Origin of the sequence: Pseudomonas sp. KBN12P06040, from assembly GCF_037574965.1 — a bacterium.
Lineage (GTDB): Bacteria > Pseudomonadota > Gammaproteobacteria > Pseudomonadales > Pseudomonadaceae > Pseudomonas > Pseudomonas aeruginosa.
This window is the reverse complement of the sequence record NZ_JBBELS010000001.1, coordinates 570803-597580: the sequence shown is the minus strand read 5'-3', so window position 1 is coordinate 597580 and position 26778 is coordinate 570803. Positions and strand designations below refer to the sequence as shown.

Sequence of the window (26778 nt, the reverse complement as noted above, 5' to 3'; positions counted from 1 at the left end):
TCAATATTTGATCATTTCATCGGCGATCGTCGCCCCTGAGCATTTCACCCAAGACACTCGACTTCGGCCTACTTCAAGCGCTTCAAGCCGCCACCAACCAGACCATCAAGGAAAAGCCCTTCCAGATCACTGCAAGCAAGAACTGCAATAGCGCCTATGGCCTGGGAGCCCTTCTGAGACCCGTGAATTCTTCCAGCACCGTAGGCGACCACGTTGGTGCCGGGAGACAACAAGTCCGTAGGCATCACCGTGCTCAGGCAAGAAGACCGTCGCATCGTCCCCTTCAACAAAGAATTCCAATTGGTGGAACACAGCAAAGACCAGGTCGTGGTGAAGAACTTCCTGGCCCAACTGAAATGCATGACCAACGCACCTACGTTGGGTCGATTCAATGCCACCACTGCGATAGATATCTACTACAAGTGAGCGGGAGGCCGCTTCGCAGACGGAAGCGGCCGGTATCGACGACTCAGCGCAGGAAGAAGTGCTGGAGTCGTTGCACTTGCCAGTTGTAACGGCGACGCGCCTCGAGACCTTCCTCCAGGCTGACGGCGACGAAACGCGCCTTCTGGTTCGGTTGCATCTGCGCCAGCCGGTTCAGGTCGGGGCTGATCACCGTGCCCAGCGTGGCATATCCCCCACCGGATACCGCATCACGATGCAGGACGATGGGTTCGAGCCCGCCCGGTACCTGGATCGAGCCGATGGGATAGCAGGCGTCGACGATGTTGGACGGGTCCGAGCCTGCGCCGAATGGCTGTTCGCGCGGCTCGAACCGGAGCGCCGTGCCGCCCTTGAAGCGGTAGCCGGTGCGGTCCGCCTCCGAGCCGACGGTCCAGGTCTCGGCGAAGAAACGCTCGACCGCGTCGGGGGTCAGGCGATGAACGTAGAGCCCGGGAACCACCCGCAAGCTCACCTCGCCACCGACCTCCACCTGCAACGAACGCGGCAGCGCCAAGCCCTCCACGGCAGAGGGCGAGGCAGGCCCCAGGGGCAGCAGGTCGCCCTCCGCCAGTCGCCGTCCCTGCAAGCCACCGATCGCCCCCAGACCGTAGGTCGAACGGCTGCCCAGCACCTCGGGTACCGCGATGCCGCCGTCGATGGCGAGATAGCCACGGGCGCCGGCACGGATGAAGTCGAACCCCAGGACCTGGCCGGCGCGAACCCGGAAGGAAGTATCCAGCGGCATCTCCGCGCCCTCCAGGCGAGGCGTCATGCGCGCCCCGCACACGGCCACCAGGGCGTCGCGCTGGAACTCCAGCTGCGGACCCAGCAGCGCGCACTCCAGCACGGCGGCGGTCGGTGCGTTGCCCACCAGCAGGTTGGCCGCGCGCAGGGCGTACTGGTCGAGCGCGCCGGACGGCGGGATACCCAGGTGATAGTGGCCTTCGCGGCCGGCGTCCTGCACCGAGGTGGCGAGGCCGGGCTTGAGCACCTTAATCGACATACAGCACCTCCTGCAGACGTTGCGTGCAGCCTCGCGGATCGGCGAGGAACGCGTCGAGATCGAAACTCACCGGACGGATGCGCAGGTCGAATGTGCCCGCTTCGACTTCGGCCGCCATGCGTTCGTATTCGGTCCGCTCGATGGGGCGGAACTGGACGATGTCGCCAGCGCGGAAGAACACCATCGATTCCTCGAGATAGGGCAAGCCCTGGCGGGGATCGAAGATCGGCGCCGGAGTCACGCCGAACATCTGGTAGCCGCCGGCACCGCGCACCGAATAGATGCAGCCGAAGCAACCGCCGTGGCCGAGGGTCAGCTTCGGCGTGTCGATGCGCGGACGCAGGTACTTGGGCACCTGCAACTGCCGCTCGCGCTCGACCATCTGGTACATGAACGGCAGGCCGGCGACGAAACCGACCATCGAGACGAACCACGGCGTGCCGCTGTGCGCCTGGATGAACGCCTGCACGTCGGCGTAGCCGTTGATCCGCGCGGCGTACTCGAGGTCGGTGGAGTCCGGGTCCTGGTGACGGTCGCGGAAGCGCATCAGGGTCTCGTGGGTCCAGGGATCGTTGTACAACACCGGCACTTCGACGATACGCGTCTCGATGCTGCGCGCGGCGACCGCCTCGGTTTCCAGGCCGCGCACGGTCTCCAGCAGCGCCTCCGGGGCCAGCCGGTCGGGGTCGAAGCGGACCTGGAACGAGGCGTTGGCCAGGCACACGTCGAGCACCCCGGGCAATTGCAGGGCCTCGATCGCGCGGGTGATCGCCATGCCGCGAAAGAAGGCTTCCAGCGACATGGCTTCGGCGACCTCGGCGAACAGGTGCTCGTCGCCGCCGAAGCTGTAGCGGATGTTGGCGTGCATCTCAAACCTCCTGCGCGGCTGCGGTCCGCTCGGCGAGCCAGGTTTCCAGGGTAGCGGTATCGAACTGCGCGGCCTGTACCCGCGCATCGACGAGCAGCCAGCGGTGCAGCGGCAGGGTAGTGGCCATGCCGGCCAGCACGGTGCGCTCCAGCGCCTGGCGCGCGCGGGCGAACGCTTCGTCGCGGTCGCGACCATGGACGATCAGCTTGGCCAGCAACGAATCGTAGTACGGCGGCACCCGGTAGCCGGGATACAGGTGGCTGTCCACTCGCACGCCCTCGCCCTGCGGCCATTCCAGGCGCTCCACGGTGCCGGGGCTGGGGAAGAAATTGCGCGCCGGGTCTTCGGCGTTGATCCGCATCTCCAGCGCCGCGCCGTTCAGGCGAATGTCCTCCTGGCGCCAGGGCAGCGCCTCGCCGGCGGCGATGCGCAGCATGGCCTGGACCAGGTCGATGCCGGTGACCATCTCGCTGACCGGATGCTCGACCTGGATACGGGTGTTCATCTCGATGAAGAAGAACTCGCCGCTGTGCGCGTCGAACAGGTATTCCAGGGTGCCCGCGCCACGATAGCCGAGACTCTGCGCCAGGCGCACCGCGCTCTCGCAGAGGGCCTGGCGCTGCGCGCCGTCCAGCGCCGCCGAAGGTGCCTCCTCGAAGACCTTCTGGCGCCGCCGCTGCAGCGAGCATTCGCGTTCGAACAGATGCACCGCGCGCTCGCCATCGCCGAGGATCTGCACTTCGATGTGCCGCGCCTGGCGGATGAAGCGCTCCAGGTACACCGCCGGCGAACCGAAGGCGGCCTGCGCCTCGCGCTGGGCGATGGGGAATTCCCGACGCAGTTCGTCGGCGTCGTGGGCGATACGGATGCCACGCCCGCCGCCGCCAGCGGAGGCCTTGACCAGCAGCGGATAGCCGACCTCTTCGGCGCAGGCCAGCGCCGCGTCGAGGTCGTCCAGCTCGCCGGGCGAGCCCGGCACCACCGGCACCCCGGCGGCCATCGCGGTACGCCGCGCCTCGGCCTTGTCGCCCATGCGGCGGATGGTCTGCGCATCCGGACCGACGAAGACCAGTCCGGCCGCCTGCACCGCTTCGGCGAAGGCAGGGTTCTCGGAGAGGAAACCGTAGCCGGGATGGATCGAGTCGGCACCGGTTTCCCGCGCCGCCATGAGAATCGCCTCGATATCCAGGTAGCTCCGCTCGGCCCGCGCAGGGCCGATCAGACGTACCTCATCGGCCAGCCGCGCGGCCAGCGAATCGCGATCCGCCTCGCTGCACACCGCTACCGTGGGAATGCCCAGTGCCTGCGCGGCGCGGATGATGCGCACGGCGATCTCGCCGCGATTGGCCACCAGCAGCTTGTTCAGTCGCTTGTGCATGGCGTCCTCCTCAGGTAGCGCTGGCGATCACCGCCAGCACCTGTCCCGGCTCGATGGCCTCGCCATCTTCCACGTGGAACGCCTGGAGTATGCCGGCCTGCCCGGCCTGCACTTCGGAAAACTGCTTCATCACCTCGATCAGCCCGATCACGCTGCCGGCCTCGACCGCCTGCCCGACCTCCGCGTAGGGTGGCGCGTCGGGGCTGGCCTTGCGATAGAAGGTGCCGGGCAAGGGGGACTGCACGTTATGTTCGGCCATGACGAATCCTCATTATTCGAACGTTGTAGGAAATGGCAGAAAAGCTTGTCGCGAGGCTCGCCGAGGCGAGCGGCGCTCAACGCGGCGCCTTGATGCGGATGCCGGCGCCTTCCAGGCGCGCGCGGGTGCTGGCGACCAGCTCCAGGGCGCCGGGGGTGTCGCTGTGGATGCACACCGAGTCGAAGGCGATGTCGAGGTCCTCGCCCTCGACGGTGCGCACCTTACCCTCGCGGCAGGCGCGCAGGACCTTGTCGGCGACCTGTTGCGGATCGAGGGCGGCGACCCGCCGGGTGAAGACGATGGAGCCGCTGCGGTCGTAGTCGCGGTCGGCGTAGAACTCGCGCACCAGCGGCTGGCCCAGTTCCCGACCGATGCGCCAGGTGGCCGAACCGGGCATGCAATAGAGCAGCAGTTCCGGTTCCAGGCGTTGCAGGGTCTCGACGAACAGGCGCGCGGCGGCCTCGTCGCGCGCCAGGTGCATGTAGAGCGCACCGTGGGGCTTGACGTGCTGCAGCGACAGGCCCTGCAGCCGGGCGAATTCGCGCAGGGCGCCAAGCTGGTAGAGCATGTCGTTGACCAGCTCGATGGCCGGCGCGGCGATGTGCCGGCGACCGAAGCCGACCAGGTCGCGGAAGCCCGGATGGGCGCCGATGGCCACGCCATGCTCGGCGGCCATCTCCACGGTGCGGCGCATGCTGCTCGGGTCGCCGGCATGGAAACCGGTGGCGATGTTGGCGCTGCTGATCAGCGGCATGATCGCCGCGTCCACGCCATCGCCGATGGTCCATGGGCCGAAGCCTTCGCCCATGTCGGAATTGAGGTCGACTTCAGTCATTGCCGGCTGGCCTCATCTGCCTTGTTGTTGGATGGAGCCACGGTAAAAGCCGGGAAAGGTATTGGGTAGATTTATTATTCGATAGACTGGTTTCTGAAAAACAGATACCTCTTCCGGATGCTGCCCATGGCCCTGACCCTCCGCCAGGTTCGCTACTTCATCGCCACCGCCGAGTTCGGCCAGATCTCCCAGGCCGCCATCCACCTGAACATCTCGCAGTCGGCGGTGACCAGCGCGATCCAGGAACTGGAGGGCATGCTCGGCGTCGCCCTGTTCACCCGCACGGCCCAGGGCATGAACCTGACCGACAGCGGCCGGCACTTCCTCAACCACGCCTATTCGATCCAGCGCAGCGTCGACGACGCGCTCAACAGCCCGCAACCGGACACCCGGGTCGACGGCACCCTGAAGGTCGCCGCCAGCTATACCGTGATGGGCTATTTCCTCCCCCACCACCTGCAACGCCTGGCGCAGTGGTACCCGGAACTGGAGCTGCAACTGTTCGAGGACGAGCGCGCCAGCATCGAGCGCGGCCTCCTCGACGGTCGCTACGACATCGCCGTGCTGCTCACCGGCAATCTCACCGAGCCCGGGATCGCCGCCGAAACCCTGTTCAACTCCGAGCGCCGGTTGTGGCTGCCCAGCCGCCATCCGCTGGGCGAGAAGGCCGACCTGGGCCTGGCCGACGTGGCCGGCGAGCCCTACATCATGCTCACCGTCGACGAGGCCGGGCAGAGCGCGCTGCGCTACTGGCAACAGAGCGGCCACCGGCCGCAGGTGATCCTCCATACCAGTTCGGTGGAAGCGGTGCGCAGCATGGTCGCCAACGGCTCCGGCGTGGCCATCCTCTCCGATCTGGTGTACCGGCCCTGGTCGCTGGAAGGCAAACGCATCGAGACGCTATCGCTGGTCGACCCGGTGCCGTCGATGAGCGTCGGCCTGGCCTGGCGCCGCGACACCGAAGCGAGCGCCGGGATGCGCGCGTTCCGCGAATACTTCCGCCAGTCGTTCCTCGCTCCGCAGCAAAGCAGCAGCCGGCGCTGAACCCGGCGGCTAATCTCTGATCCAACGCTGGGAACACTCAGGACAGGACACTCATGGGTACAGAAGGCTTTTTCGACGGACTGGGCGAGATGCTGGGCAGGGCGATCCGCTTCGTGGTGGACCTGCTCTCCGGCCTGCTGGGCGGCATCTGGGGCGCCATGGACGACTTCCTCCACGGCCTGGCCAGGGCCATCGGCATGGACGCATCGCTGTTCAGCTTCGTCTTCCTGGTGCTCGGCCTGTTGCTGCTCTACAGCGGCATACGCGCCTTCATGCGCCGCTCGATAGTCGGCGGGGTGATCTGGACGGTGCTCGGCCTGATCGTCATGAGCTGGCTCATCCACTGATCCACGCGTCGGCCGTTTCCGCAAGGAGCGAAGGAAGGTTTCGGTTATCCACAGGCGAGTTCCGAACCCGCTGGCAACGGCTGGTCGGCGGCGCGCGCCTGCGGTTGCATGGTGCGACATCCGCCAGGAAGTCCCGCCATGTCGTTCCCGCTTCGTCCTCTCACGCGCTGGCTTTTGCCGCCGCCGGCCTGCCTGCTCTGCGCCGCCCGCAGCGACCAGCCGCCCCGCCCGCTGTGCCGCGCCTGTGCCGCCGACCTGCCCTGGTCGCGCCAGCAGTGCCGGCGCTGCGCCCTGCCCCTGCCGCTGGACGGCCAGGTGTGCGGCGAGTGCCTGCGCCGCCCGCCGGCCTATGAACAGGCGATCGCGCCCTGGCGCTACGCCTTTCCGCTCGACAGCCTGATCAACCGCTTCAAGCACCAGGCGGCCTGGCCGCTGGGGCGGCTGCTCGGCGAGTTGCTGGCGGAACACCTGCGGCAACGCTACGCCGAAGGCCTGCCGCGCCCGGCACGCCTGCTGCCGGTCCCGCTGGCGCCACGGCGCGAACGTCGGCGCGGCTTCAACCAGGCGCAACAGCTCGCCGAGCGACTGGCCGGCGAGCTGGACCTGCGCAGCGATCCGCACAGCCTGCGGCGAGTGCTGGATACTCCGGCCCAGCAGGGCCTGGACGCGACGGTGCGGCGGCGCAACCTGCGCCACGCCTTCGCCCTGGCGCCCGCCAGCGATGTTCGCGGGCTGCACCTGGCACTGGTGGACGACGTGCTCACCACCGGGGCCACCGCCGAGTGCCTTTCCCGTCTGTTGCGCCGGGCGGGCGCCGCGCGGGTCGACGTCTACTGCCTGGCGCGCACGCCGAAGCCCGGCTGAGCTGGGCTAAACTGCCGCGCAACCGATACGGGAGAGGATCCATGCGCGCACTGCTGGTCGCGGCCTGCCTGTTGCTCGGCGGTTGCAGCCATTTCGCCGAAGACGACTGGCTGGGCGAAGACAAGGCCCTGCATTTCGCCAGTTCCGCGGCCCTTGCCGCGGCGGGCATGCAGATGGCCCACGACCGCGGCCTGCACGGTGCTCGCCAGGCACGCTTCGGCCTGAGCTTCTCGCTCGCCTTCGGCGTCGGCAAGGAGTTCTACGACAGCCGTTCCGCCGGCAGCGGCTGGAGCTGGAAGGACCTCGCCTGGGACCTGGCCGGCGCCGCCGCCGGCTACGGTCTCTACCAGGCCGCCGAGTGACGCCCTTGCGTTTTGCCCATGGCTGTTGGAGCCTTCGCCGTATACGTCCGCTCATAGCGAAGCTTCCATGTCCGCACTCTCCACTCTCGCCCAGCACGTCACCCGTCGCCCACAACGCATCGCCCTGCTCGCGCAGATCGCCGAACTGGGCTCCATCACCCGTGCGGCGAAGGCCGTGGGCATCAGCTACAAGGGCGCCTGGGACGCCATCGACGAACTGAACAACCTGGCCGAGCGTCCGCTGGTCGAGCGTAGCGTCGGCGGCAAGGGCGGCGGCGGCGCCCGGCTGACCGCCGAGGGCGAACGCCTGCTGGCTCTCTACCGGCGCCTGGAAGCCTTGCAAGCGCAGGTGTTGCAGGCCGCTGAAGACGCCGAGGACCTCAACCTGATCGGCCGCCTGATGCTCCGCACCAGCGCACGCAACCAATTGCACGGGCGGGTCCTGTCGATCCATGGCGAAGGCTTCCACGACCGCATCGCCATCGAGCTGCCAGGCCAGCAACGCATCGAGGCGCTGATCACCCGCGCCAGCACCGAGCAACTCGAACTCGGTCGCGGCCGCCCGGTACTGGCGCTGATAAAGGCCGGCTGGCTGGACGTCGGGCTGGAACCGCGCGAGGACCAGCCGAATCAGTTGCAAGGCACCCTGGAGGAAATCCTCGCGGCCAAGGCCGGTCCCAGCGAGGTGCGCATCGCCCTGGGCAGCGGTCTTACCCTCTGCGCGCTGCTGTCCGGCGAACGCCTGGCCAGCCTGGGGCTGAAGAAGGGCCAGAAGGTGATCGCCTCCTTCGATCCAGCCCAGGTCCTGCTCGGCACGCCGCTGTGAACCTGCCGGCCCGCGCCGGCTTGCGTACACTAGGGGTCTTTCGAGCCTTGGATGCCCCGTCATGTCCCATCCCTTCGACCAACTGACCCCCGACCTCGTCCTGGATGCCGTGGAAAGCCTCGGCTATCTCAGCGACGCACGGGTGCTGGCGCTCAACAGCTACGAAAACCGCGTGTACCAGGTCGGCATCGAGGACGGCGAGCCGCTGATCGCCAAGTTCTACCGACCGGACCGCTGGAGCGACGCGGCGATCCGCGAGGAGCACGCCTTCTCCGCCGAGCTGGCGGAATGCGAGGTGCCGGTGGTGGCGCCGCTGTCGCGCGACGGCGAAAGCCTGTTCGCATTCTCCGGCTTCCGCTTCGCCCTGTTCCCCCGGCGCGGCGGGCGCGCGCCCGAGCCGGGCAATCTCGACCAGCTCTACCGCCTCGGCCAGTTGCTCGGCCGCCTGCACGCGGTCGGCGCCACGCGGCCGTTCGAGCACCGCGAGGCGCTCGCTGTGGATAACTTCGGCCACGCCTCGCTGGCCACCCTGCTGGAAGGCAATTTCATCCCCAGGAGCCTGCTGCCGGCCTACGAGTCGGTCGCCCGCGACCTGCTGAAACGCCTCGACGCCCTGTTCGCCGAGGTGCCCTACCAGCCGATCCGCCTGCACGGCGACTGCCATCCAGGCAACCTGCTGTGCCGCGACGAGGTCTACCACATGGTCGATCTCGACGACTGCCGCATGGGCCCGGCCCTCCAGGACCTGTGGATGATGCTCGCCGGCGAGCGCCACGAACGCCTGGCGCAGATTGCCGAACTGGTCGACGGCTACAACGAGTTCCACGACTTCGACCCGCGCCAACTACCGCTGCTCGAAGGCCTGCGCAGCCTCCGCCTGATGCACTACAGCGCCTGGCTCGCGCGGCGCTGGGACGACCCGGCGTTCCCGCCGAGCTTCCCCTGGTTCGGCAGCGAACGTTACTGGGGCGAGCAGGTGCTGGTGCTGCGCGAACAACTGGCGGCGCTGGACGAGGAACCGCTGCGGCTGTTCTGAGCCTCCTGCGGACAGGGCGAATGGCGCGCGGCGCTATCCGTCCCGCCGCGGGGCAGGCGAGGGAACGGCAAGTGTGCCGGTGCTTTTCCGCGGGAACTGTGCGCAGACAAGCCCGCCACCCCCCTACTAGAATTCACAGGTCATCCGCTCGTGCATGCCGTGCACGGCCATTCTTACCTGCCTGACGTTTCAAGGATTCTCCATGGCGACCGCCAACCTCCGTCGGGGCTATGTCCTCGGCCTGACGGCTTATGTGATCTGGGGATTGTTCCCGCTCTACTTCAAACTGCTCGAACGCATTCCCGCGGTGGAAATCATCGTCCAGCGCGCGGTCTGGTCGGCCCTGTTCGGCGCCGTCCTGCTGCTGTTCTGGAAACACCCGGGCTGGTGGCGCGAACTGCGCCAGAATCCGCAGCGCTTCGTCGTGCTGGCCGCCAGCGGACTGCTGATCGCCAGCAACTGGATGACCTATGTCTGGGCGGTGAACAACGGCCACATGCTGGAAGCCAGCCTGGGCTACTACATCAATCCGCTGATCAACGTGATGCTCGGCATGTTGCTGCTCAAGGAACGCCTGCGTCCTCTGCAATGGCTGGCGGTGGCCCTGGCTTCGCTGGGCGTGGCGCAGCAGGTCTGGCAACTCGGCAGCCTGCCCTGGGTGTCGCTGGTGCTGGCCCTGACCTTCGGCTTCTACGGCCTGATCCGCAAAAAGGCGCCGGTCGCCGCGCTGCCCGGACTGGTGGTGGAAACCTGGCTGCTGCTGCCACTGGCGCTGGTCTGGTTGCTGTTGTTCGCCGACGGGCCGACCAGCGAAACGGCTTTCTGGAGCACCCCGGAAGCCCTGTGGGTGGTCGCCGCGGGCCCGGTGACGCTGGTTCCGCTGGTCTGCTTCAACGCTGCGGCAAGGCACCTGCCCTACGCCACTCTGGGCTTCCTGCAATACCTGGCACCGACGCTGGTCCTGCTACAGGCGATCCTGCTGTTCGGCGAGCACCTGGACTCCAGCCGCCTGACCGCCTTCGCTTTCATCTGGCTCGCCCTGGCCGTCTACAGCTTCGACGCCTGGCGCAGCCTGCGCCGCCTGCCGCAACCGGGCTGACGTTATCCCCAGGCTTGCGGAACTCCGCAAGCCTGGCGAAAAAACGCGCACTCCTTCCTAGCCCCTGTCAATACTGACGCTCAGCGATCCACCCCAGGCTTTTCCACAGGTTCATGCACGTACTTTGTGCATAGACCTGCCTTCTCCTCCCCGCAGGCGCGTGGATAACTGGTCGGAAGAGGCCCTGCAAAGCGCCTGTTCAGTCTTTGAGCATACCGCTACATGCCAGGCTCACCAAGGGTTACAGCGATATACACAAGGCTTATCCACAAAGCTGCCCAAGGCTTTTGTGAGCAACTGTGGATGAACCGGAAGAGCCATCGATCAAAAAACGTACGGATACTTGGAGTGCCGATGGATAAAGGCCTGCATGGATTCTTCCCCGGCTTACCCACAGACTGCTCCACGTTATTTGTGCACAGGGGCAATGACAGCGGCGAAGGTTAATCCACAAGAAAAAGCGCAAGAGAGGCTGCTCAGAAAACGAGCAAACCCTTGTATCGCCCATGGATAAAGGCCTGCAAGGTTATCCACACAGAATACCCACAGGCTGGTCCACCTGGTTTGGGAATAACCGCAACGTAGCTGGTCAAAAAACGCGCTACGACCTCCAAGCCTCGCGGCGCCTGGGCTTCAGGGTTTCACCCAAGGCTTTTCCACAGGCCCGTCCCCGGCTTTCCTGAACAACTTCAGGACGCGTCCAGCACCAACTCCACCATCAGGTCGTCGGCCAGGTCTTCCAGTCGCTCGCGCAGGGTGTCCAGCGACAGGGTCAGCGGCACCGCCAGCAGCGCATCGGCATGGAACAGCGGTTCGCTGCTCATCGGCGCCGGGCGCACTTCGGTGGACAGGCTCTCCAGGTTCACCCCGTGCTCGGCCAGCAACCGGGTGATGTCGCGCACGATACCGGGGCGGTCGTTGCCCACCAGGTCGAGGTGGATAGGCTTCCAGTTGCATACCGGCTCGATCCCGCTTTCCGCCAGGAGCACGCGAATGCCGTGGCTGGACAGGCCCTGTAGCCCTTCCACCAGTTCGTCGTAGCCCTCCGCCGGCACGGCCACCCGCAGTATCCCGGCGAACTGCCCGGCCATCCGCGACATGCGGCTTTCCAGCCAGTTGCCGCCGTGGGAGGCGATGCATTGGGCGATGCGCTCGACCAGGCCGGGATGGTCGGTGGCGATCACGGTCAGGACCAGGTGATCCATGAGCTTGCCTCCTGCTGGGACGAATGGGAGTTCAGAGCTGCAGCCAGTAAGTGTAGAACTGTTCGTCACGGACATAGCCGAGGCGCTCGTAGAGCGACTGCCCGGCGTGGTTGGTCTTCGCCGTCTCCAGTTGCAGGCCGCAGGCGCCCATGCTTTCGGCGAAACCCCGGGCCTGGTTCATCAGGGCCTCGCCGACACCCCGGCGACGCGCCTCCGGGCGGACGTAGAGATCGCTGAGCAACCACGAAGGTCGTAGCGCCAGGGAGGCGAACAGCGGATAGAGTTGGACGAAGCCCAGCGCCCGCGCCTCGGCATCCCTGGCCAGGAACAGGGTCGAATCGCCCTGGCGCAGGCGCTCGGCGAGGAATGCGCGGACCTGCTCTTCCGGCGCCGGCACTTCGTAGAAGTCGAGGTAGGCGGAAAACAGCGGAACCAGGTCGGCGAGATCGGCGAGGGATGCGGCATGGACGGGCATGGCGAGGCTCCTGGGGCGATTCCGGGAGTATAGGCAAGGCGCTCGCAGCGCAGTGAAACATCCTGCGACGCCGCGCCGCAGTTGGGCTCGCGATAAATCGTGTACTGTTTTTAGATTTATCTGGAACAAAGTACAGTTTTTTTGCGAACATTGAGCCTGGCCAACGTGACCGTGAAGCGTCATCCAGTCGTAACGCGACGCGTAACCACTGATTTTTCCCGCGGCATCATGTAGTATGCCGCGGCTCGGACTACAAGGCCGTGCGGCCCGGGTCCAGAGCTGGTCTAGAGCAGAGTGAGGCAAACAATGACTGAACGCGTTCAAGTCGGTGGCCTGCAGGTCGCCAAAGTCCTGTTCGACTTCGTGAACAACGAAGCCATCCCCGGAACCGGCGTCTCTGCCGACACGTTCTGGACCGGTGCGGAGGCCGTGATCAACGACCTGGCGCCGAAGAATAAAGCCCTGCTCGCCAAGCGCGACGAACTCCAGGCCAAGATCGACGGCTGGCACCAGGCTCGCGCCGGCCAGGCCCACGACGCCGCTGCCTACAAGGCCTTCCTCGAGGAAATCGGCTACCTGCTGCCCGAGGCGGAAGACTTCCAGGCCGGCACCCAGAACGTCGACGACGAGATCGCCCGCATGGCCGGCCCGCAGTTGGTGGTGCCGGTGATGAATGCGCGCTTCGCCCTCAACGCCTCCAACGCCCGCTGGGGCTCGCTGTACGACGCGCTCTACGGCACCGACGTGATCAGCGAAGAAGGCGGCGCCGAGAAAGGCAAGGGCTACAACAAGGTTCGCGGCGACAAGGTCATCGCCTTCGCTCGCGCCTTCCTCGACGAGGCCGCGCCGCTGGAGTCCGGCTCCCATGTCGACGCCACTTCCTACAGCGTGAAGAACGGCGCGCTGGTCGTCGCGCTGAAGAACGGCAGCGAAACCGCCCTGAAGAACGCTGGCCAGTTCCTTGCCTTCCAGGGCGACGCCGCCAAGCCGCAAGCGGTACTGCTCAAGCACAACGGCCTGCACTTCGAAATCCAGATCGACCCGAGCAGCCCGGTCGGCCAGACCGATGCCGCAGGCGTGAAGGACGTGCTGATGGAAGCCGCCCTCACCACCATCATGGACTGCGAGGACTCGGTCGCCGCGGTCGACGCCGACGACAAGGTAGTGATCTACCGCAACTGGCTGGGCCTGATGAAAGGCGACCTGGCCGAGGAAGTCAGCAAGGGCGGCAGCACCTTCACCCGCACCATGAACCCGGACCGCGTCTACACCAGGGCCGACGGTTCCGAACTGACCCTGCACGGCCGCTCGCTGCTGTTCGTGCGCAACGTCGGCCACCTGATGACCAACGATGCGATCCTCGACAAGGACGGCAACGAAGTGCCGGAAGGCATCCAGGACGGCCTTTTCACCAGCCTGATCGCCATTCATGACCTGAACGGCAACACCAGCCGCAAGAACAGCCGCACCGGCAGCGTGTATATCGTCAAGCCGAAGATGCACGGTCCGGAAGAAGCCGCCTTCACCAACGAGCTGTTCGGCCGCGTCGAGGACGTCCTCGGCCTGCCGCGCAACACCCTGAAGGTCGGCATCATGGACGAGGAGCGCCGCACCACCGTGAACCTGAAGGCCTGCATCAAGGCGGCCAAGGATCGCGTGGTGTTCATCAACACCGGCTTCCTCGACCGCACCGGCGACGAGATCCACACCTCCATGGAAGCCGGCGCCGTGGTGCGCAAGGGCGCCATGAAGTCGGAGAAGTGGATCGGCGCCTACGAGAACAACAACGTCGACGTCGGCCTGGCCACCGGCCTGCAAGGCAAGGCGCAGATCGGCAAGGGCATGTGGGCCATGCCCGACCTGATGGCCGCCATGCTCGAGCAGAAGATCGGCCATCCGCTGGCCGGCGCCAACACCGCCTGGGTCCCGTCGCCGACCGCCGCGACCCTGCACGCCCTGCATTACCACAAGGTCGACGTGTTCGCCCGCCAGGCCGAGCTGGCCAAGCGCACCCCGGCCTCGGTGGACGACATCCTGACCATTCCGCTGGCGCCGAACACCAACTGGACCGCGGAAGAGATCAAGAACGAGGTGGACAACAACGCCCAGGGCATCCTCGGCTATGTCGTCCGCTGGATCGACCAGGGCGTCGGCTGCTCCAAGGTGCCGGACATCAACGACGTCGGTCTGATGGAAGACCGCGCCACCCTGCGCATCTCCAGCCAGCTGCTGGCCAACTGGCTGCGTCACGGCGTGATCAGCCAGGAGCAGGTGGTCGAGAGCCTCAAGCGCATGGCCGTGGTGGTCGACCGGCAGAACGCCAGCGACCCGTCCTACCGGCCGATGGCGCCGAACTTCGACGACAACGTCGCGTTCCAGGCCGCCCTGGAGCTGGTGGTGGAAGGCACCCGGCAGCCGAACGGCTATACCGAGCCGGTCCTGCATCGCCGCCGCCGCGAGTTCAAGGCGAAGAACGGGCTGTAGGCCGTTCGCCGCAGCGCAACGAAAAGCCGCCCCGAGGGGCGGCTTTTTCATTTCTTCGGGTAGCCATGCACACGCTCCCAACAGTCGTCACGCAGCTCCTCGGCATGGCTACGGATGCTGCCCCAACCGTTCTGCCGCAGCGCCTCCCAGGCCTCTCGACGTACCGCCTGCCATCCGGGGTGGGCATAGATGTCGAAGTCGAAGCAGCCCAGCGCTTCCTCGGGCAGCTCGTTGCACAGCGCCCAGACACGCCTCAAGGCATCGCGAAAACTCCCGGCCTGGTGACCCGGACAGCCTTCGAGCCACTCGTGCAGCGGCACGATCTTCTCCGACCAGGTAGAGCAGCCCGGGCAACTGCCGATGGTCTCTCTCTGCATGGCACCGTCAAGGGCCAGGAAATCGAGCGCCAGGAACGCCTCTGCGCTGAGCAGGACCCATCGATGCTCATCCTGCCCGTACCACGTCCAGATGAAACTGCCCGGCTCGTTCATGTCGGCTCCTGCGCCGAGGGAAAAAGCCGCGACGATAGCCTAATCAGGCTGCGCCGAGAAAGCTCAGCACCGCGCCTTCGAACGCCTGCGGGAACTCGACGTTCGACAGATGCACCGCCGGCAGCGTAACCAGCCTGGCCCCGGCAATCGACGTGGCGATCAGCTCGCCGTGGCTGGCGGCGGTGACCGTGTCGTACGCCCCTGCGATCACCAGGGTCGGCCGCTCGATCCGCGCCAGTTGCGCGCGCAGGTCGGTATCGCGCACCGCCGCGAAGGAGCCGGCCAGGCCGTGCCGGTTGGTGGCCATGAGCATCGCCCGGAAGCGCTCGACGACGGGCTCGGCGCGCTCCAGCAGCGCCGGCGGAAACCAGTTGCCGAGGAAGCCCGCGGCGGTCTCGCTCATGTCCTCGGCCTGCAGCACCGCGGCGATGCGCTCGTCCCACTGCGCCGCCGGGCCAAGCCAGGCCGAGGTGTTGGCCAGCACCAGCCGCTCGATCCGCTGCGGCGCATGCAGCGCCAGCCACTGGCCGACGATCCCGCCCAGGGACAGGCCGAGGAAATGCGCGCGCCGTACCTCCAGCGCGTCGAACAGCTCCAGTACGTCCTCGCCCAGCCGGGCCAGGGTATAGGGCCCCGGCGGCACGCTGGAGGCGCCATGGCCACGGGCGTCGTAGCGCAGGACGCGGAAGTGCCGGGTCAGTGCCGGGAGTTGTGCATCCCACATGTGCAGGGTGGTACCGATGGAGTTGGAGAGCGCCAGCAGCGGTTTCTCCGCCGCACCGTCCAGGCGATAGGCGAGGCTGGCGCCATCGCTAGTAGCGAGAAAAGACAGGTTGCCCATGGGAGCCTCCGGGGTCAGGGTGATTGCCATGCACGCCAGGCTAGTTGCGACGGCCCCTGGGAAAAACTACAAAGAATGGAACGACTCTGTCAGGGAAGCTGACATGCACGATTTCACCCTCCACGACCTCCAATGCTTCGACGCAGTGGTCGACGCCGGCGGCTTCCAGGCCGCCGCACAGCGCCTGCACCGCTCCCATCCGGCGGTGTTCGCCGCCGTTGCCAGGCTGGAGCGCCAGCTCGGCCTGGTGCTGCTGGAACGAGGCGGCTACCGGGTCGGCCTGACCGCCGCCGGTCGCTCCTTCCACCAGCGTGCCCAGGCCCTGCTCTACGAACTGGAAGGGCTGCGGGGCCACGCCGCGCACCTGGCCCAGGGCGAGGAAAGCGAGCTGCGCGTGGTACTGGGCGACCTCTGCCCGCCGCGCCCGGCCCTGGCGCTGCTCGCAGGGTTCTTCGGCAGCCAGCCGCAGACCCGCCTGCAATTGCTGTTCGAAACCGTCAGCGGCCCGCTGGAGCGCCTGCTGGACGGCGAGGCCGACCTGATCTTGCATCGCGTGGACAAGTCCGACCCACGCCTGGAATGGCTCGACCTGTGCAGGGTCGGGCTGGTCCCGGTCATCGCGCCGGGCCTGCTCGGCGATCCTCCGCCGCGATCGGTGCGCCCGGACCAACTGCGCCCCTTCGCCCAGTGCGTGATGCGCGACAGCGCCCGCCATTCGCCGCCGACGGACTATTTCATGCTCGCCGGCGCGCGACAGTGCAGCGTGCCGGACCAGCGAACGAAGAAAGAGGTGATCCTCCAGGGCCTCGGCTGGGGGCACCTGCCGGACTTCCTGGTCGACGAGGAACTGGCCGACGGCCGCCTGCTCGCCCTGGCCGGGCCGCATCTGCCAGGACGCAGCGAAGAGGTGGTGGCGGCGCGCCGGCGCGATCGCGCGCAGGGCCCGGTAGCGGAACGCCTGTGGGCGTTCCTGCGGGACAACGCTACGACGTTGCGGGGGAAAAGCGGCGACAGGGCGGAGGGCGCCAGGCGTCCTCGGTGAGAAACTGGCGGATATCGCCAGGCGCTATTCGTCCTACCCCCACACACTCCCCCGGCATCAACGCCGGCTTGCCGCCAGCTACTCCGCCATCTTGCGCAACGCCTCGCCATCCAGCCGGTAGCGCACCCACTCGTCCTGCGGCAGCGCGCCGATGGAGCGGTAGAAGTCGATGGCCGGCTGGTTCCAGTCCAGCACGCTCCACTCCAGGCGTCCGCAGTCGTTGGCCACGGCCTCGCGGGCCAGCTCGCGGAGCAGCCGGCGACCGGCGCCGACGCCACGGTACTCAGGGGTGACGTAGAGGTCTTCAAGGTAGATGCCGTTGCGCCCCAGCCAGGTCGAGTAGCTGTAGAAATACACCGCATAGCCGATCGGCCGGCCTTCGCTCAGGCACATCAGCGCGCGGGTCGGCGAGCCTTCGGCGAACAGGCTGCGGCGGATGCCTTCGACATCGGTGACCACCTCGTGGCGGGCGCGCTCGTAGTCGGCCAGTTCGATGATGAAGGCAAGGATCTGTTCGGCGTCGGCCGGTACGGCGGGACGGATTTCGAGAGTCATGGGCAACCTTCCGGTGGAGGATCCGGCCATCCTAGTGCGACTGCTAAGATGCATGAAGTGCATTCTTCTCATCGGCAACTGAATAACATGCATCCCCTGCTGCGCCGTCTCGATCTCAACCTCCTGCTTGTCTTCGACGCCCTGTATCGCCACCGCAACGTCGGCACCGCAGCCAGCGAACTGGCGATCAGCGCCTCGGCCTTCAGCCATGCGCTGGGGCGCCTGCGCCAGGGGCTGGACGACGAACTGTTCCTGCGCCAGGGCAATCGCATGCAGCCGACCCAGCGTGCCGAGCACCTGGCCGCTGCGGTGGCCGCCGCCCTGCGCGCCCTCGGCGAGGGGCTGGAAGAGTGGCGGCCGTTCGTACCGGGACAGAGCCAGCGTACCTTCGTCTTCGCCGCCACCGACTACACCGCCTTCGCCCTGCTTCCGCCGCTGATGAACCGCCTGCAGCACAGCGCGCCCGGAGTGCGCCTGCGCCTGGTCAACGCGGAACGCAAGTTGTCGGTGGAGGCCCTGGCCAGCGGGCGGATCGATTTCGCCCTCGGCTACGACGAGGAACACGAGCGCCTGCCCGAAGGCATCCAGGCCCATGACTGGTTCGCCGACCGCTACGTGGTGGTAGCGCGGCGCGACCACCCGCGCCTCGCCGGGGCGCCGACGCTGGAGGGCTACCTGGCCGAACGGCATGCGGTGGTGACGCCGTGGAACGAGGACAGTGGGGTGATCGACCGGCTGCTGGCCCGCTCCGGCCTGCGTCGCGAAGTGGCGGTGCAACTGCCGACGGTGCTGGCGGCGCTGTTCCTGGCAGGCTCCACCGATTTCCTGCTCACCGCTCCCCGACATGCCGCACAGGCCCTGGCGGAAGCCGCCGGCCTCGCCCTGTATCCCGCGCCGTTCGACATTCCGCCCTACGTGCTGCGGCTCTACAGCCACGTCCAGCATGTCGGGCGTGATGCCCATGCGTGGATGATCGGGCAGTTGAAGGGCCTGGATATTTCCCGGACGGGCTGAGCTTCGCGCCGCGCACCGTCGACGGGCGCGGCGGTAACACTGGGCACAATTATTGTGCACAATTTTCCCAATACGCTCTCCTGGCGCCACGCTTTTTTCCCCTCTCCCTCGTCCGTCCGCATAAGCCCATGAATCGGTTCGAAATTCTTACCTGATCGAGGCGACAGCTTTTTCCCAAGCGGTTTCAGGGGCTTGCCGGTGAAAGGCCGGTTTCCGCAGAACACGGAAAAGTCGGTCGAGGATCGGTTGGCACATAACTGGCTTAAATCTTCGAAATTCTTGTATACAAAAACAATAGACGAACCCGACCTCGCGCCGAGTTCTTCCGACTGCCGGAGGAGACCGCCATGTCCAGCACCCCGAAGCCGCCCGCCTCGCCCCGCGAGTTTTCTCCCTCGCTGCTCGACCTCGGCACCCTGGAAAGCCTCGACAGCCTGCCGCGCGCCGGTCAGCGGAGCGCGGAGTTCTCCGCCTCACTGCTCGACCTGGGCACTCCGGCCAGTCTCGACTGCCTGCCACGCGCCGGGCTGCGCGCAGCGGAGTTCTCGGCGGCGCGCCTGGACCTGGGCACTCCCGCCAGTCTCGATTGCCTGCCCCGCGCCAGCCATCACGCGGGCCCCGAACTGCCGCCGCTGAGCCCGCGCCTGTACAGCGCCGATCTCGCCCCGACCAAGGCCGAAGGGCGCCGCTGGGGACGCTACAGCCTGTTCGCGCTGTGGACCAACGACGTGCACAACATCGCCAACTACTCCTTCGCCATCGGTCTCTTCGCCCTCGGCATGAGCGGCGCGCAGATCCTCGCCGCGCTGGCCCTGGGCGCGCTGATGGTCTACGGGCTGATGAACCTGTCCGGCTACATGGGCCAGAAGACCGGGCTGCCCTACCCGGTGATGTGCCGCATCGCCTTCGGCATCCACGGCGCGCAACTCCCCGCGCTGATCCGCGCGGTGATCGCCATCGCCTGGTTCGGCATCCAGACCTATCTCGCCTCCATCGTCCTGCGCGTGCTGCTGACGGCGATCTGGCCGGGGCTGGCCGCCTACGACCAGGACGCCATCCTCGGCCTGTCGAGCCTGGGCTGGGCGACCTTCGTCGCCATCTGGTGCGTGCAACTGCTGATCTTCGCCTACGGCATGGAGATGGTGCGTCGCTACGAATCCTTCGCCGGACCGGTGATCCTGCTCACCGTCGCCGCCCTCGCCGCCTGGATGTACCTGCGCGCCGGCGCCTCCATCGCCTGGTCAAGCGGCGAACCCATGAGCGGTTCGCAGATGTGGTTGAAGATCTTCGGCGGCGCGGCGTTCTGGGTGACCCTGTACGGCACCATGATCCTGAACTTCTGCGACTTCGCCCGCGGCTGCCCGGATCGGCGCACCATCAGCGTCGGCAACTTCTGGGGGCTGCCGGTGAACATCCTGCTGTTCGGCCTGTTCGCGGTGGTCCTCGCCGGCGCCCAGTTCAGGATCGACGGCCAGCTCATCCAGAGCCCCACCGACATCGTCGCCGCGATCCCCGACACCCTCTTCCTGGTGCTGGCCAGCCTGGCGCTGCTGATCGTCACCGTGGCGGTGAACATCATGGCCAACTTCGTCGCCCCGGCCTACGTACTCACCAACCTGGCGCCGAACCTGCTGAACTTCCGCCGCGCCGGGCTGATCAGCGCGACCATCGCGGTGCTGATCCTGCCCTGGCACCTGTACAACAGCCCCGGGGTGATCCTCTACTTCCTCGGCGGCCTCGGCGCGCTGCTCGGCCCGCTGTACGGGATCATCATGGTCGACTACTACCTGGTGCGGAAAGGCCGGGTGAACCTGCCGGAGCTGTACACCGAAAGCCGCGCCGGCGCCTATCACTACGCGCGAGGGGTGAACCCGCGGGCCATCGCCGCGTTCGTCCCGGCGGCGATCATCTCCACCCTGCTGGCATTGTTGCCGGCATTCGCCGAGCTATCGCCGTTCTCCTGGTTCTTCGGCGCCGGCCTGGCCGGCCTGATCCACTACGCCCTGGCCAAGCGCCGCACGGCCTACCGCGAAGTTTCCGGCGAAGCGATCGCGGTGGACAGCGTGCAGCACTGACGGATACCTGGCCGGCCTGGGCGCGACACCCGCCTAGGCCGGCAGTAGCGCCTGCAATTCTTCCTCGATCGCATCCAGCGCCTGGAACGACCGCTCGACGCGGGCCACCGCGACCGCCCCCTCCAGCGCCGCGAGGATCAGCCAGGCGCGCGAGGCGGCGAGCTTTTCCGCCAGTCCGTCGGCGCGCAACGCACGCTCGATGCTGGCGTGCCAGGCGCGGAGCGCCCGGCGGCATTCGGCATGCACCGGGGCCAGCTCGGCGTCGATGCTCAGGCTGGTGGAAAGCACCGGGCAGGCCTCTTCGAAACGCGAATGCTCCAGCCAGCCACGCAGGGTCGCGGTGAACTGGCGGAGGACGTTGCGCGCATGGGGAGCCTGGGTCCCGGCGCGGTCGAGGAAGGACGCCACCTCGTCGGCGACGAAGCCGATCGCGGCGCTGGCGATCTGCGGCTTGCCCTCGGGGAAATAGTGATAGAGCGAGCCTTTCGGCGCCTCGGCGCGAGCGATGATGTCGCTCAGCCCGGTGCCGAAATACCCGCGGCTGGCCAGCAGCGAGGCGGTGGCATGGACGATCCGTTCGGCGGCATTGGACTTCTTCGGCAAACCTGACTCCCCAACTCACGGCAGACGACCGGGCAAGCATGCCCGAGCCTCAGGGCAGATGAAACACGCCGCTGGCGCTGGCCACCAGGCGCTCGCCGCTGTGCAGCCGGGCCGAGGCGAAGGCCATGCGCTGGCCGAGCTTGTCGACCCGGGTATGCACCTCCAGCCAGTCGCCGACCCGCGCGACCCCGCAGAAGTCCAGGCGCAGGCCGACGGTGACCATCGGCTGCGGCGGTTCGCGGGAGAACGCCATGGCGTAGCCGAGGCCAACGTCGGCCAGGGTCGAGAGCAGGCCGCCGTGGGCGGTGCCACCGTGGTTGCAGTGCTTTTCGTCGATGCGCAGCGCCACCACCAACTGGCGCTGGGCGTCGTGCCGGCAGAAGAAAGGACCGAGCAGGTCGAGCAACGGACTGCTGCGGAACAGCGGCTGGAACCCTTCGGGGACGTTCATCACGGTGCGGCCTCCGTTCTATATAGACTGGTCTATATAAAATATGCCCGGACGCTGGATCCACCAGCGCCGCGAAGGTCTTATCGAGGCGCTGAATGGCGCTTCATCAGGACGGCGCCCTGGGCGCCGCCCGCACTCCCTCTCAGCGGCTCATCGGACCGCGCACCGGCCGCTCGCGGGCGTGGCTGGTCGCGCTGAGCGGCGCACCGGCCTCGCGCAGCGCCTGGCGCTGTTCGGCGACCGGGGTCTGCGCGGTGGCCTTCTCGAAACGCGCCAGATGCTGGAAGGCCGGCAGGGCGAAAGCGTCAGCCAACAGGCGCGCCAGGCGCGGCCAGCGCTCGCCGTCGACCTGGTAGCGCGCCAACTGGGCATTGCGGAACAGGCAGGCGACGGCGACATCGGCGATGGATAGCTCGCCGCACAACCAGCCGCTTGGCGGGACCCGCCCTTCCAGGTAGTTGCAGATCGATGGCAGGTCTTCGTCGTAGGTGCGTTGCAGGATCGCCTGGTCGGGTTCGCGCTGCCAGATGCCGCGGTTGATCACCAACTGGTGGAACAACTGCCAGATGATCACCTGGCCCAGCCGCGAATCGGCGTATTCCTCCAGCCAGCGGGCCTGGGCGCGCTGGCCGATGTCGGCGGGATACAGGCTCGGCTGCGGGTAGCGCTCCTCCAGGTACTGGCAGATCACGCTGGAATCGTTGAGGACGAAGTCACCGTCCACCAGCACCGGAATCTGGCGCAACGGACTGAGGCGCTCGAAGGCCTCGTCGCCGAAGAACGGCACGATGGGGTCGATGCGGTAGGCGATGCCTTTCAGTTCCAGCAGCACCAGCACCTTGCGCACATAGGGGGACAGATAGGAACCGATGATCAGCAAAGGTTCGGCCACGGCGAGACTCCTGTTCTTGTTATGGGAACGCCGATCCTCCGGCAAACCGGTGGGACGACTCAAGTGGCTTCCCGACGGACGCCAATTGCAGGGATAGTCGCACTTTGCGATCATTTGCGAATAATTCTCGTTTTTCCATTCAATCCCGTTTCGGGATGGGGAGCGGCCGTGTCGGCGGGTGACGTCAGCAACAGCGAATTCGTGGGTAGCCTGTACCGGGACCACCGCGGCTGGCTGCTTGCCTGGCTGAACCGCAACCTCGGCTGCCGCCAGCGCGCCGAAGACCTCAGCCAGGACACCTTCGTTCGCCTCCTCGGCCGCCCGGAGCTGCCCGGCCTGCGCGAACCGCGCGCGTTCCTGGCGAAGGTGGCGCGCGGCCTGATGATCGACCACTTCCGCCGCGCCGCCCTTGAGCAGGCCTATCTCGCCGAACTGGCGCTGGTTCCGGAAGCGGAGCAGCCTTCGGCCGAAGAGCAGTACCTGATTCTCGAGGATCTCCGCGAGATCGATCGCCTGCTTGGCACGCTGTCGCTGAAGGCGCGCAGCGCGTTTCTCTATAGCCGCCTGGACGGCATGCCCCACGCGGAGATCGCCGAGCGTCTCGGAGTCTCGGTGCCGCGCGTGCGCCAATACCTGGCCCAGGGCCTGCGCCAGTGCTACATCGCCCTCTACGGAGAGCCCCGGTGAACGCCGACGATCGTCATTCGCCGGTACGCGCGCGGGTGCTCGACGAAGCCATCGCCTGGCAATTGCTGCTCGACTCCGGCGAAGCCCATCCCGACGATCACCGCGCCTTCCACCGCTGGTACGCGGCGCATCCCGAACACGAACGCGCCTGGGAACAGCTCGGCGGCCTCGACCGGCACCTGGCGAGAGCCGCCAACGGGCCGGCGCGCAACGCCCTGCTGTCCGGCAACGCACGCTTCAAGCGCCGCCTGCGCCGGCTCGGCGGCAGCGCCCTGGGGCTAGTGCTGGCGCTGGGCGTCGGGCTCGGCGTGGCCAACCGCTACGTCCCGGTCCGCTACCTGCTGGCCGACGCCTACAGCGCCACCGGCGAGCAGCGCGAGCTGACCCTCCCGGATGCCACCCATGTGCGCCTGAACAGCCGCAGCGCCATCGACGTCCGCTTCGACGGCGAACGCCGCCAGGTCGTGCTACTGGCCGGCGAGATCCTGGTGGAAACCGCCCATGGCGACCCGCGCCCCTTCGTGGTCAGCAGCGCCGATGGCGACATGCGCGCCCTCGGCACGCGCTTCCTGGTGCGCCGCGAGGAACCCGGCACGCGCCTCACCGTGTTGCAGTCGGCGGTGGCCGCGCGCGCGGAAACGCTCAGCGAAGAGCGTGTGATCAAGGAAGGCCAGCAGGTGCTGATCCTGCCGCAAGGCCTGCAGGCCAGCGAAGCGGCCCCGGCCATGGCCGGCGCCTGGGCACAAGGCATGCTGGTGGTGGAGAACGCCCGGCTGGCCGACCTGGTGGCGGAACTGGGGCGCTATTCGCCGGCGCTGCTGCGGGTCGACCCGAGCATCGCCGACCTGCGCGTCACCGGCAGTTTCCCGCTGAAGGACACCCGCCTCGCCCTTCAGGCTTTGGAGCCGAGCCTGCCGGTGCGCAGCGTGAGGCACAACGCCTGGTGGTTCGAAGTGGTGCCACGCTGAACCGAACGGGCCGGCGAAAAATTTTTCCCGCCGGCCCTATCACTTTTTCCGACTCGTCCGGCAAGGAGGCATTGAGACTCGTTTCCATCCAGGAGCCCCGCACATGCCCCGCCCGACGTTCCGTCCCGGCCTGCTCGCCCTAGCCATCGCCCTCGCCGTTCCCGCACCGTTCCTCCACGCCGCCCCGGCCGAACAGGCCAGCGTGCGCGACTACCGCATCGCCGCCGGGCCGCTGGCAGGCACCCTGAACCGCATCGCGGCCCAGGCCGGCCTGGTCCTCACCCTGGACCCGGCGCTCGCCGAAGGACGCAGCGCCCACGCCGTACAAGGTCGCTTCGACGCGCCCGGCGCATTGCGCGAAGCGCTCAAGGGCAGCGGCCTGGAGCTGGTGGAAAATGTCGGCGGCACCTACAGCCTGCGCAAGGTGCCGGAAGACACCCTGTCGTTGCAGGCGATGACGGTCAGCGGCGCCGAGGAAGACCCACTGGGGCCGACCAGCGGCTACGTGGCCAAGCGCAGCATGACCGGGACCAAGACCGATACGCCGATCCTCGAGACCCCACGCTCGATCTCGGTGGCGACCCGCCAGCAGATGACCGACCGCGCCGTGCACAACCTCGACGACGCGGTGCGCTACATGCCCGGCGTCGTCGCCAGCAGCTTCGGCAGCGACACCCGCTCCGACTGGTTGAAGGTGCGCGGCTTCAAGCCGACCCAGTTCCTCGACGGCCTGCCGATGGCGGTCGGCGTCTACAACAACCCGAAGCTGGAAACCTGGAACCTGGAGCGTGTCGCCCTGTTGCGCGGCCCGGCCTCCTCGGTCTACGGCCAGACCCCGCCCGGCGGCATGCTCGACATGGTCAGCCTGCGTCCGCAGAACGTCGCCAGTCACGAGGTGAAGGCCGAGGTCGGCAACTACAACCACAAGCAGGTCAGCTTCGACAGCACCGGCCCGCTCGACGACGAGGGACGCTTTCTCTATCGCGTCTCCGGCGTGGTGCGCGACAGCAACACCCAGGTCGACCATATCGACGACAAGCGCTACAACATCGCCCCGAGCCTGACCTGGAACATCGACGACGACACCAGGCTGACCTTCCTCGGCCAGTTCAACCGCGACGATACCGGCATCACCAGCCAGTTCCTGCCGCTGCGCGGAACCAAGTACGACGCGCCGTTCGGCAAGGTTTCCCACCACAAGAACCTCGGCGATCCGGACTGGGAATACTACGACCGCACCTACTACTGGCTGGGCTACGCCTTCGAGCAGCGGATCAACGATGTCTGGCAGTTCCGCCAGAACCTGCGTTACCTGCGCAACGACCTGTCGTTCCAGGCGGTTACAGCAGGCACAGCTCATGCCGACGGCACACTGGAACGCAGCACCACCTCGGTGGATGAAGACGTCAGTCAGTTCGTAGTAGATAACAACTTCCAGGCCGACTTCGAAACAGGCGCCCTGCGCCACACCCTGCTGCTAGGCCTGGATCACAACCGCACCGACAATCAATACACATCAATCTTTGGCAGCGCGCCGCCGAGCAACGTCAACAACCCGATCTACGGCCAGCCGATCGTCAAACCGGATCGTTCGACGGCCTTCTACGACTACAAGCAGAAGACCTACCAGACCGGCCTCTACGTCCAGGACCAGATCGCCCTCGACAATTGGCGCCTGACCCTCGGCGGTCGCGAGGACTGGGTGCACACCGGGGCCACCTTCTACAACAAGGGCGACGCCACCAATACCAGCCGCGACAAGAAGTTCAGCGGCAACGCGGCGCTCAGCTACATCTTCGACAATGGCGTGGCGCCCTACATCTCCTATGCGGAGTCGTTCCAACCCACCACTGGCGCCGATATGAACAGCACCAGTTCGCTGAAGCCGACCGAAGGCAAGCAATGGGAAATCGGTGTGAAGTACCAGCCGGTGGGCTCCGACTCGCTGTTCACCGCCGCGGTCTATGACCTGCGCCAGGAGAACGTCAGCGTGTCGCAGAACATAGGCGGCACGCCGGTCACTTCGCAGACGGGCGAAGTGAAGGTCTCCGGGATAGAGCTGGAAGCCACCAGCAACGTCACCGACAACCTGAAGATGATCGGCGCCTATAGCTACGCCGACACCGAAGTGAAAAAAGGCCAGTACGCAGGCAACCGCCTGCAACAGGCGCCGCGCAACCAGGCCTCGCTATGGGCCGACTACACCTGGCACGAGGGTACGCTGAACGGTTTCAGCGTGGGTGCCGGCGCCCGCTACGTAGGCTCGACCTACGGCGACCAGGCCAACACCTACGACGGCTACGCCGGCTCGTACACCCTGTACGACGCCGCCGTGCGCTACGACCTGGGCCAATTGAACGGCAGCCTGAAAGGCGTCAGCGTGGCGGTCAATGCCAACAATCTGTTCAACAAGGACTACCTGGCGTCCTGCGACGGCTACTACTGCTACTACGGCGACCAGCGCAGCGTGGTGGGCAGCGTCAGCTACAAGTGGTGAGCGACGCGTCACAGGTGCGCAACGGCGGATAACCGCTTCGCGGTTATCCGCCCTACCGCAGAACGTACCTTCCGGGCACCGGATGCCCTCCTCCCGCCTGTGGGAGAGGGCCGGGATATCGGTAGCCGGCGCA

Annotated in this window: 28 protein-coding genes; 15 read left to right on the top strand and 13 right to left on the bottom strand. The window is 66.9% G+C overall.

Annotated features, from left to right (window positions below):
• Nucleotides 1-216: 216 nt before the first annotated feature.
• The gene (locus VQ067_RS02750; RefSeq protein WP_074241054.1) at nt 217-426 is read left to right on the top strand and encodes a fimbrial protein; all 210 of its coding nucleotides are present in this window, start codon (nt 217-219) and stop codon (nt 424-426) included.
• Between the two features lie 43 nt (nt 427-469).
• Here the strand turns inward: VQ067_RS02750 and VQ067_RS02745 are convergent, their stop codons facing one another.
• The 5 genes from VQ067_RS02745 to VQ067_RS02725 form a co-directional block, all read right to left on the bottom strand.
• Nucleotides 470-1447, bottom strand: coding sequence for a 5-oxoprolinase subunit C family protein (locus tag VQ067_RS02745; protein WP_003084819.1), 978 nt, complete (start codon nt 1445-1447; stop codon nt 470-472).
• The gene (locus VQ067_RS02740; protein ID WP_023092335.1) at nt 1437-2315 is read right to left on the bottom strand and encodes a 5-oxoprolinase subunit B family protein; all 879 of its coding nucleotides are present in this window, start codon (nt 2313-2315) and stop codon (nt 1437-1439) included. The genes VQ067_RS02745 and VQ067_RS02740 overlap by 11 nt, the downstream gene beginning before the upstream one ends.
• Before the next feature lies 1 nt (nt 2316).
• A complete protein-coding gene (locus VQ067_RS02735; RefSeq protein WP_023092334.1) occupies nt 2317-3693 on the bottom strand; it encodes an acetyl-CoA carboxylase biotin carboxylase subunit in 1377 nt (458 codons plus the stop codon).
• A gap of 10 nt (nt 3694-3703) precedes the next feature.
• The gene (locus VQ067_RS02730) at nt 3704-3952 is read right to left on the bottom strand and encodes an acetyl-CoA carboxylase (protein WP_003084813.1); all 249 of its coding nucleotides are present in this window, start codon (nt 3950-3952) and stop codon (nt 3704-3706) included.
• Nucleotides 3953-4028: 76 nt separating this feature from the next.
• Nucleotides 4029-4787 (bottom strand): 5-oxoprolinase subunit PxpA, encoded by a 759-nt coding sequence (locus VQ067_RS02725; protein WP_003111232.1) that lies wholly within the window; start codon nt 4785-4787, stop codon nt 4029-4031.
• A 117-nt stretch (nt 4788-4904) separates the two neighbouring features.
• Here VQ067_RS02725 and VQ067_RS02720 point away from each other — a divergent pair, with 117 nt between their 5' ends.
• The 7 genes from VQ067_RS02720 (at nt 4905) to rarD (ending at nt 10365) form a co-directional block, all read left to right on the top strand.
• Complete coding sequence (locus tag VQ067_RS02720; RefSeq protein ID WP_003129068.1) at nt 4905-5831, top strand: LysR family transcriptional regulator; 927 nt, start codon at nt 4905-4907, stop codon at nt 5829-5831.
• A gap of 53 nt (nt 5832-5884) precedes the next feature.
• Complete coding sequence (locus tag VQ067_RS02715) at nt 5885-6178, top strand: hypothetical protein (protein WP_003084806.1); 294 nt, start codon at nt 5885-5887, stop codon at nt 6176-6178.
• 138 nt (nt 6179-6316) lie between these two features.
• Entirely contained in the window at nt 6317-7042 is a 726-nt protein-coding gene (locus VQ067_RS02710) for a ComF family protein (protein WP_004365178.1), read from the top strand.
• A gap of 41 nt (nt 7043-7083) precedes the next feature.
• On the top strand, nt 7084-7404 hold the full coding sequence (locus VQ067_RS02705) for a YfiM family lipoprotein (protein WP_015502244.1): 321 nt from the start codon (nt 7084-7086) through the stop codon (nt 7402-7404).
• 67 nt (nt 7405-7471) lie between these two features.
• Entirely contained in the window at nt 7472-8230 is a 759-nt protein-coding gene (locus VQ067_RS02700) for a TOBE domain-containing protein (protein ID WP_003103305.1), read from the top strand.
• A gap of 61 nt (nt 8231-8291) precedes the next feature.
• A complete protein-coding gene (locus tag VQ067_RS02695; RefSeq protein ID WP_003084794.1) occupies nt 8292-9266 on the top strand; it encodes a serine/threonine protein kinase in 975 nt (324 codons plus the stop codon).
• Between the two features lie 202 nt (nt 9267-9468).
• Entirely contained in the window at nt 9469-10365 is an 897-nt protein-coding gene (gene rarD, locus VQ067_RS02690; RefSeq protein ID WP_003121788.1) for an EamA family transporter RarD, read from the top strand.
• Between the two features lie 689 nt (nt 10366-11054).
• Here rarD and VQ067_RS02685 read toward each other — a convergent pair.
• Together VQ067_RS02685 and VQ067_RS02680 are read right to left on the bottom strand one after the other, a co-directional pair.
• Nucleotides 11055-11570, bottom strand: a complete 516-nt coding sequence (locus VQ067_RS02685) for a glycine cleavage system protein R (RefSeq protein ID WP_003084789.1) — start codon at nt 11568-11570, stop codon at nt 11055-11057.
• A 31-nt stretch (nt 11571-11601) separates the two neighbouring features.
• Nucleotides 11602-12045, bottom strand: coding sequence for a GNAT family N-acetyltransferase (locus tag VQ067_RS02680; RefSeq protein WP_003105215.1), 444 nt, complete (start codon nt 12043-12045; stop codon nt 11602-11604).
• Between the two features lie 306 nt (nt 12046-12351).
• On the opposite strand from VQ067_RS02680, the gene VQ067_RS02675 reads away from it, so the two are divergent.
• Nucleotides 12352-14529, top strand: coding sequence for a malate synthase G (locus VQ067_RS02675; RefSeq protein ID WP_003111109.1), 2178 nt, complete (start codon nt 12352-12354; stop codon nt 14527-14529).
• 47 nt (nt 14530-14576) lie between these two features.
• Here the strand turns inward: VQ067_RS02675 and VQ067_RS02670 are convergent, their stop codons facing one another.
• A complete protein-coding gene (locus VQ067_RS02670; RefSeq protein ID WP_033990538.1) occupies nt 14577-15020 on the bottom strand; it encodes a hypothetical protein in 444 nt (147 codons plus the stop codon).
• Between the two features lie 43 nt (nt 15021-15063).
• A complete protein-coding gene (pcaD, locus tag VQ067_RS02665) occupies nt 15064-15861 on the bottom strand; it encodes a 3-oxoadipate enol-lactonase (protein ID WP_003121785.1) in 798 nt (265 codons plus the stop codon).
• A gap of 103 nt (nt 15862-15964) precedes the next feature.
• Here pcaD and VQ067_RS02660 point away from each other — a divergent pair, with 103 nt between their 5' ends.
• Nucleotides 15965-16903, top strand: a complete 939-nt coding sequence (locus VQ067_RS02660; protein WP_033990537.1) for a LysR family transcriptional regulator — start codon at nt 15965-15967, stop codon at nt 16901-16903.
• A gap of 78 nt (nt 16904-16981) precedes the next feature.
• Here the strand turns inward: VQ067_RS02660 and VQ067_RS02655 are convergent, their stop codons facing one another.
• Nucleotides 16982-17458 (bottom strand): GNAT family N-acetyltransferase, encoded by a 477-nt coding sequence (locus VQ067_RS02655; RefSeq protein ID WP_003084777.1) that lies wholly within the window; start codon nt 17456-17458, stop codon nt 16982-16984.
• 87 nt (nt 17459-17545) lie between these two features.
• Here VQ067_RS02655 and VQ067_RS02650 point away from each other — a divergent pair, with 87 nt between their 5' ends.
• Both VQ067_RS02650 and VQ067_RS02645 read left to right on the top strand, forming a co-directional pair.
• Entirely contained in the window at nt 17546-18472 is a 927-nt protein-coding gene (locus VQ067_RS02650; protein WP_023435396.1) for a LysR substrate-binding domain-containing protein, read from the top strand.
• A gap of 347 nt (nt 18473-18819) precedes the next feature.
• The gene (locus VQ067_RS02645; protein WP_003084774.1) at nt 18820-20547 is read left to right on the top strand and encodes an NCS1 family nucleobase:cation symporter-1; all 1728 of its coding nucleotides are present in this window, start codon (nt 18820-18822) and stop codon (nt 20545-20547) included.
• Between the two features lie 33 nt (nt 20548-20580).
• Here VQ067_RS02645 and VQ067_RS02640 read toward each other — a convergent pair whose 3' ends face one another.
• The 3 genes from VQ067_RS02640 to VQ067_RS02630 form a co-directional block, all read right to left on the bottom strand.
• Nucleotides 20581-21150 (bottom strand): TetR/AcrR family transcriptional regulator, encoded by a 570-nt coding sequence (locus VQ067_RS02640; protein ID WP_003084771.1) that lies wholly within the window; start codon nt 21148-21150, stop codon nt 20581-20583.
• A 49-nt stretch (nt 21151-21199) separates the two neighbouring features.
• Nucleotides 21200-21604: a PaaI family thioesterase gene (locus tag VQ067_RS02635; protein ID WP_003084769.1), complete on the bottom strand. Its 405-nt coding sequence runs from the start codon at nt 21602-21604 to the stop codon at nt 21200-21202.
• Between the two features lie 139 nt (nt 21605-21743).
• On the bottom strand, nt 21744-22493 hold the full coding sequence (locus tag VQ067_RS02630; RefSeq protein WP_003084765.1) for a glutathione S-transferase family protein: 750 nt from the start codon (nt 22491-22493) through the stop codon (nt 21744-21746).
• Between the two features lie 168 nt (nt 22494-22661).
• Between VQ067_RS02630 and VQ067_RS02625 the strand changes: the two genes are divergently transcribed.
• The 3 genes from VQ067_RS02625 (at nt 22662) to fiuA (ending at nt 26645) form a co-directional block, all read left to right on the top strand.
• Nucleotides 22662-23180 carry an RNA polymerase sigma factor gene (locus tag VQ067_RS02625; protein WP_003084762.1) on the top strand — a complete coding sequence of 173 codons (519 nt, stop codon included), beginning with the start codon at nt 22662-22664 and terminating at the stop codon, nt 23178-23180.
• Nucleotides 23177-24148 (top strand): FecR domain-containing protein, encoded by a 972-nt coding sequence (locus VQ067_RS02620; RefSeq protein ID WP_003084760.1) that lies wholly within the window; start codon nt 23177-23179, stop codon nt 24146-24148. The genes VQ067_RS02625 and VQ067_RS02620 overlap by 4 nt, the downstream gene beginning before the upstream one ends.
• A gap of 103 nt (nt 24149-24251) precedes the next feature.
• A complete protein-coding gene (fiuA, locus tag VQ067_RS02615; protein WP_003084757.1) occupies nt 24252-26645 on the top strand; it encodes a TonB-dependent ferrichrome receptor FiuA in 2394 nt (797 codons plus the stop codon).
• The last annotated feature ends 133 nt before the right edge of the window (nt 26646-26778 follow it).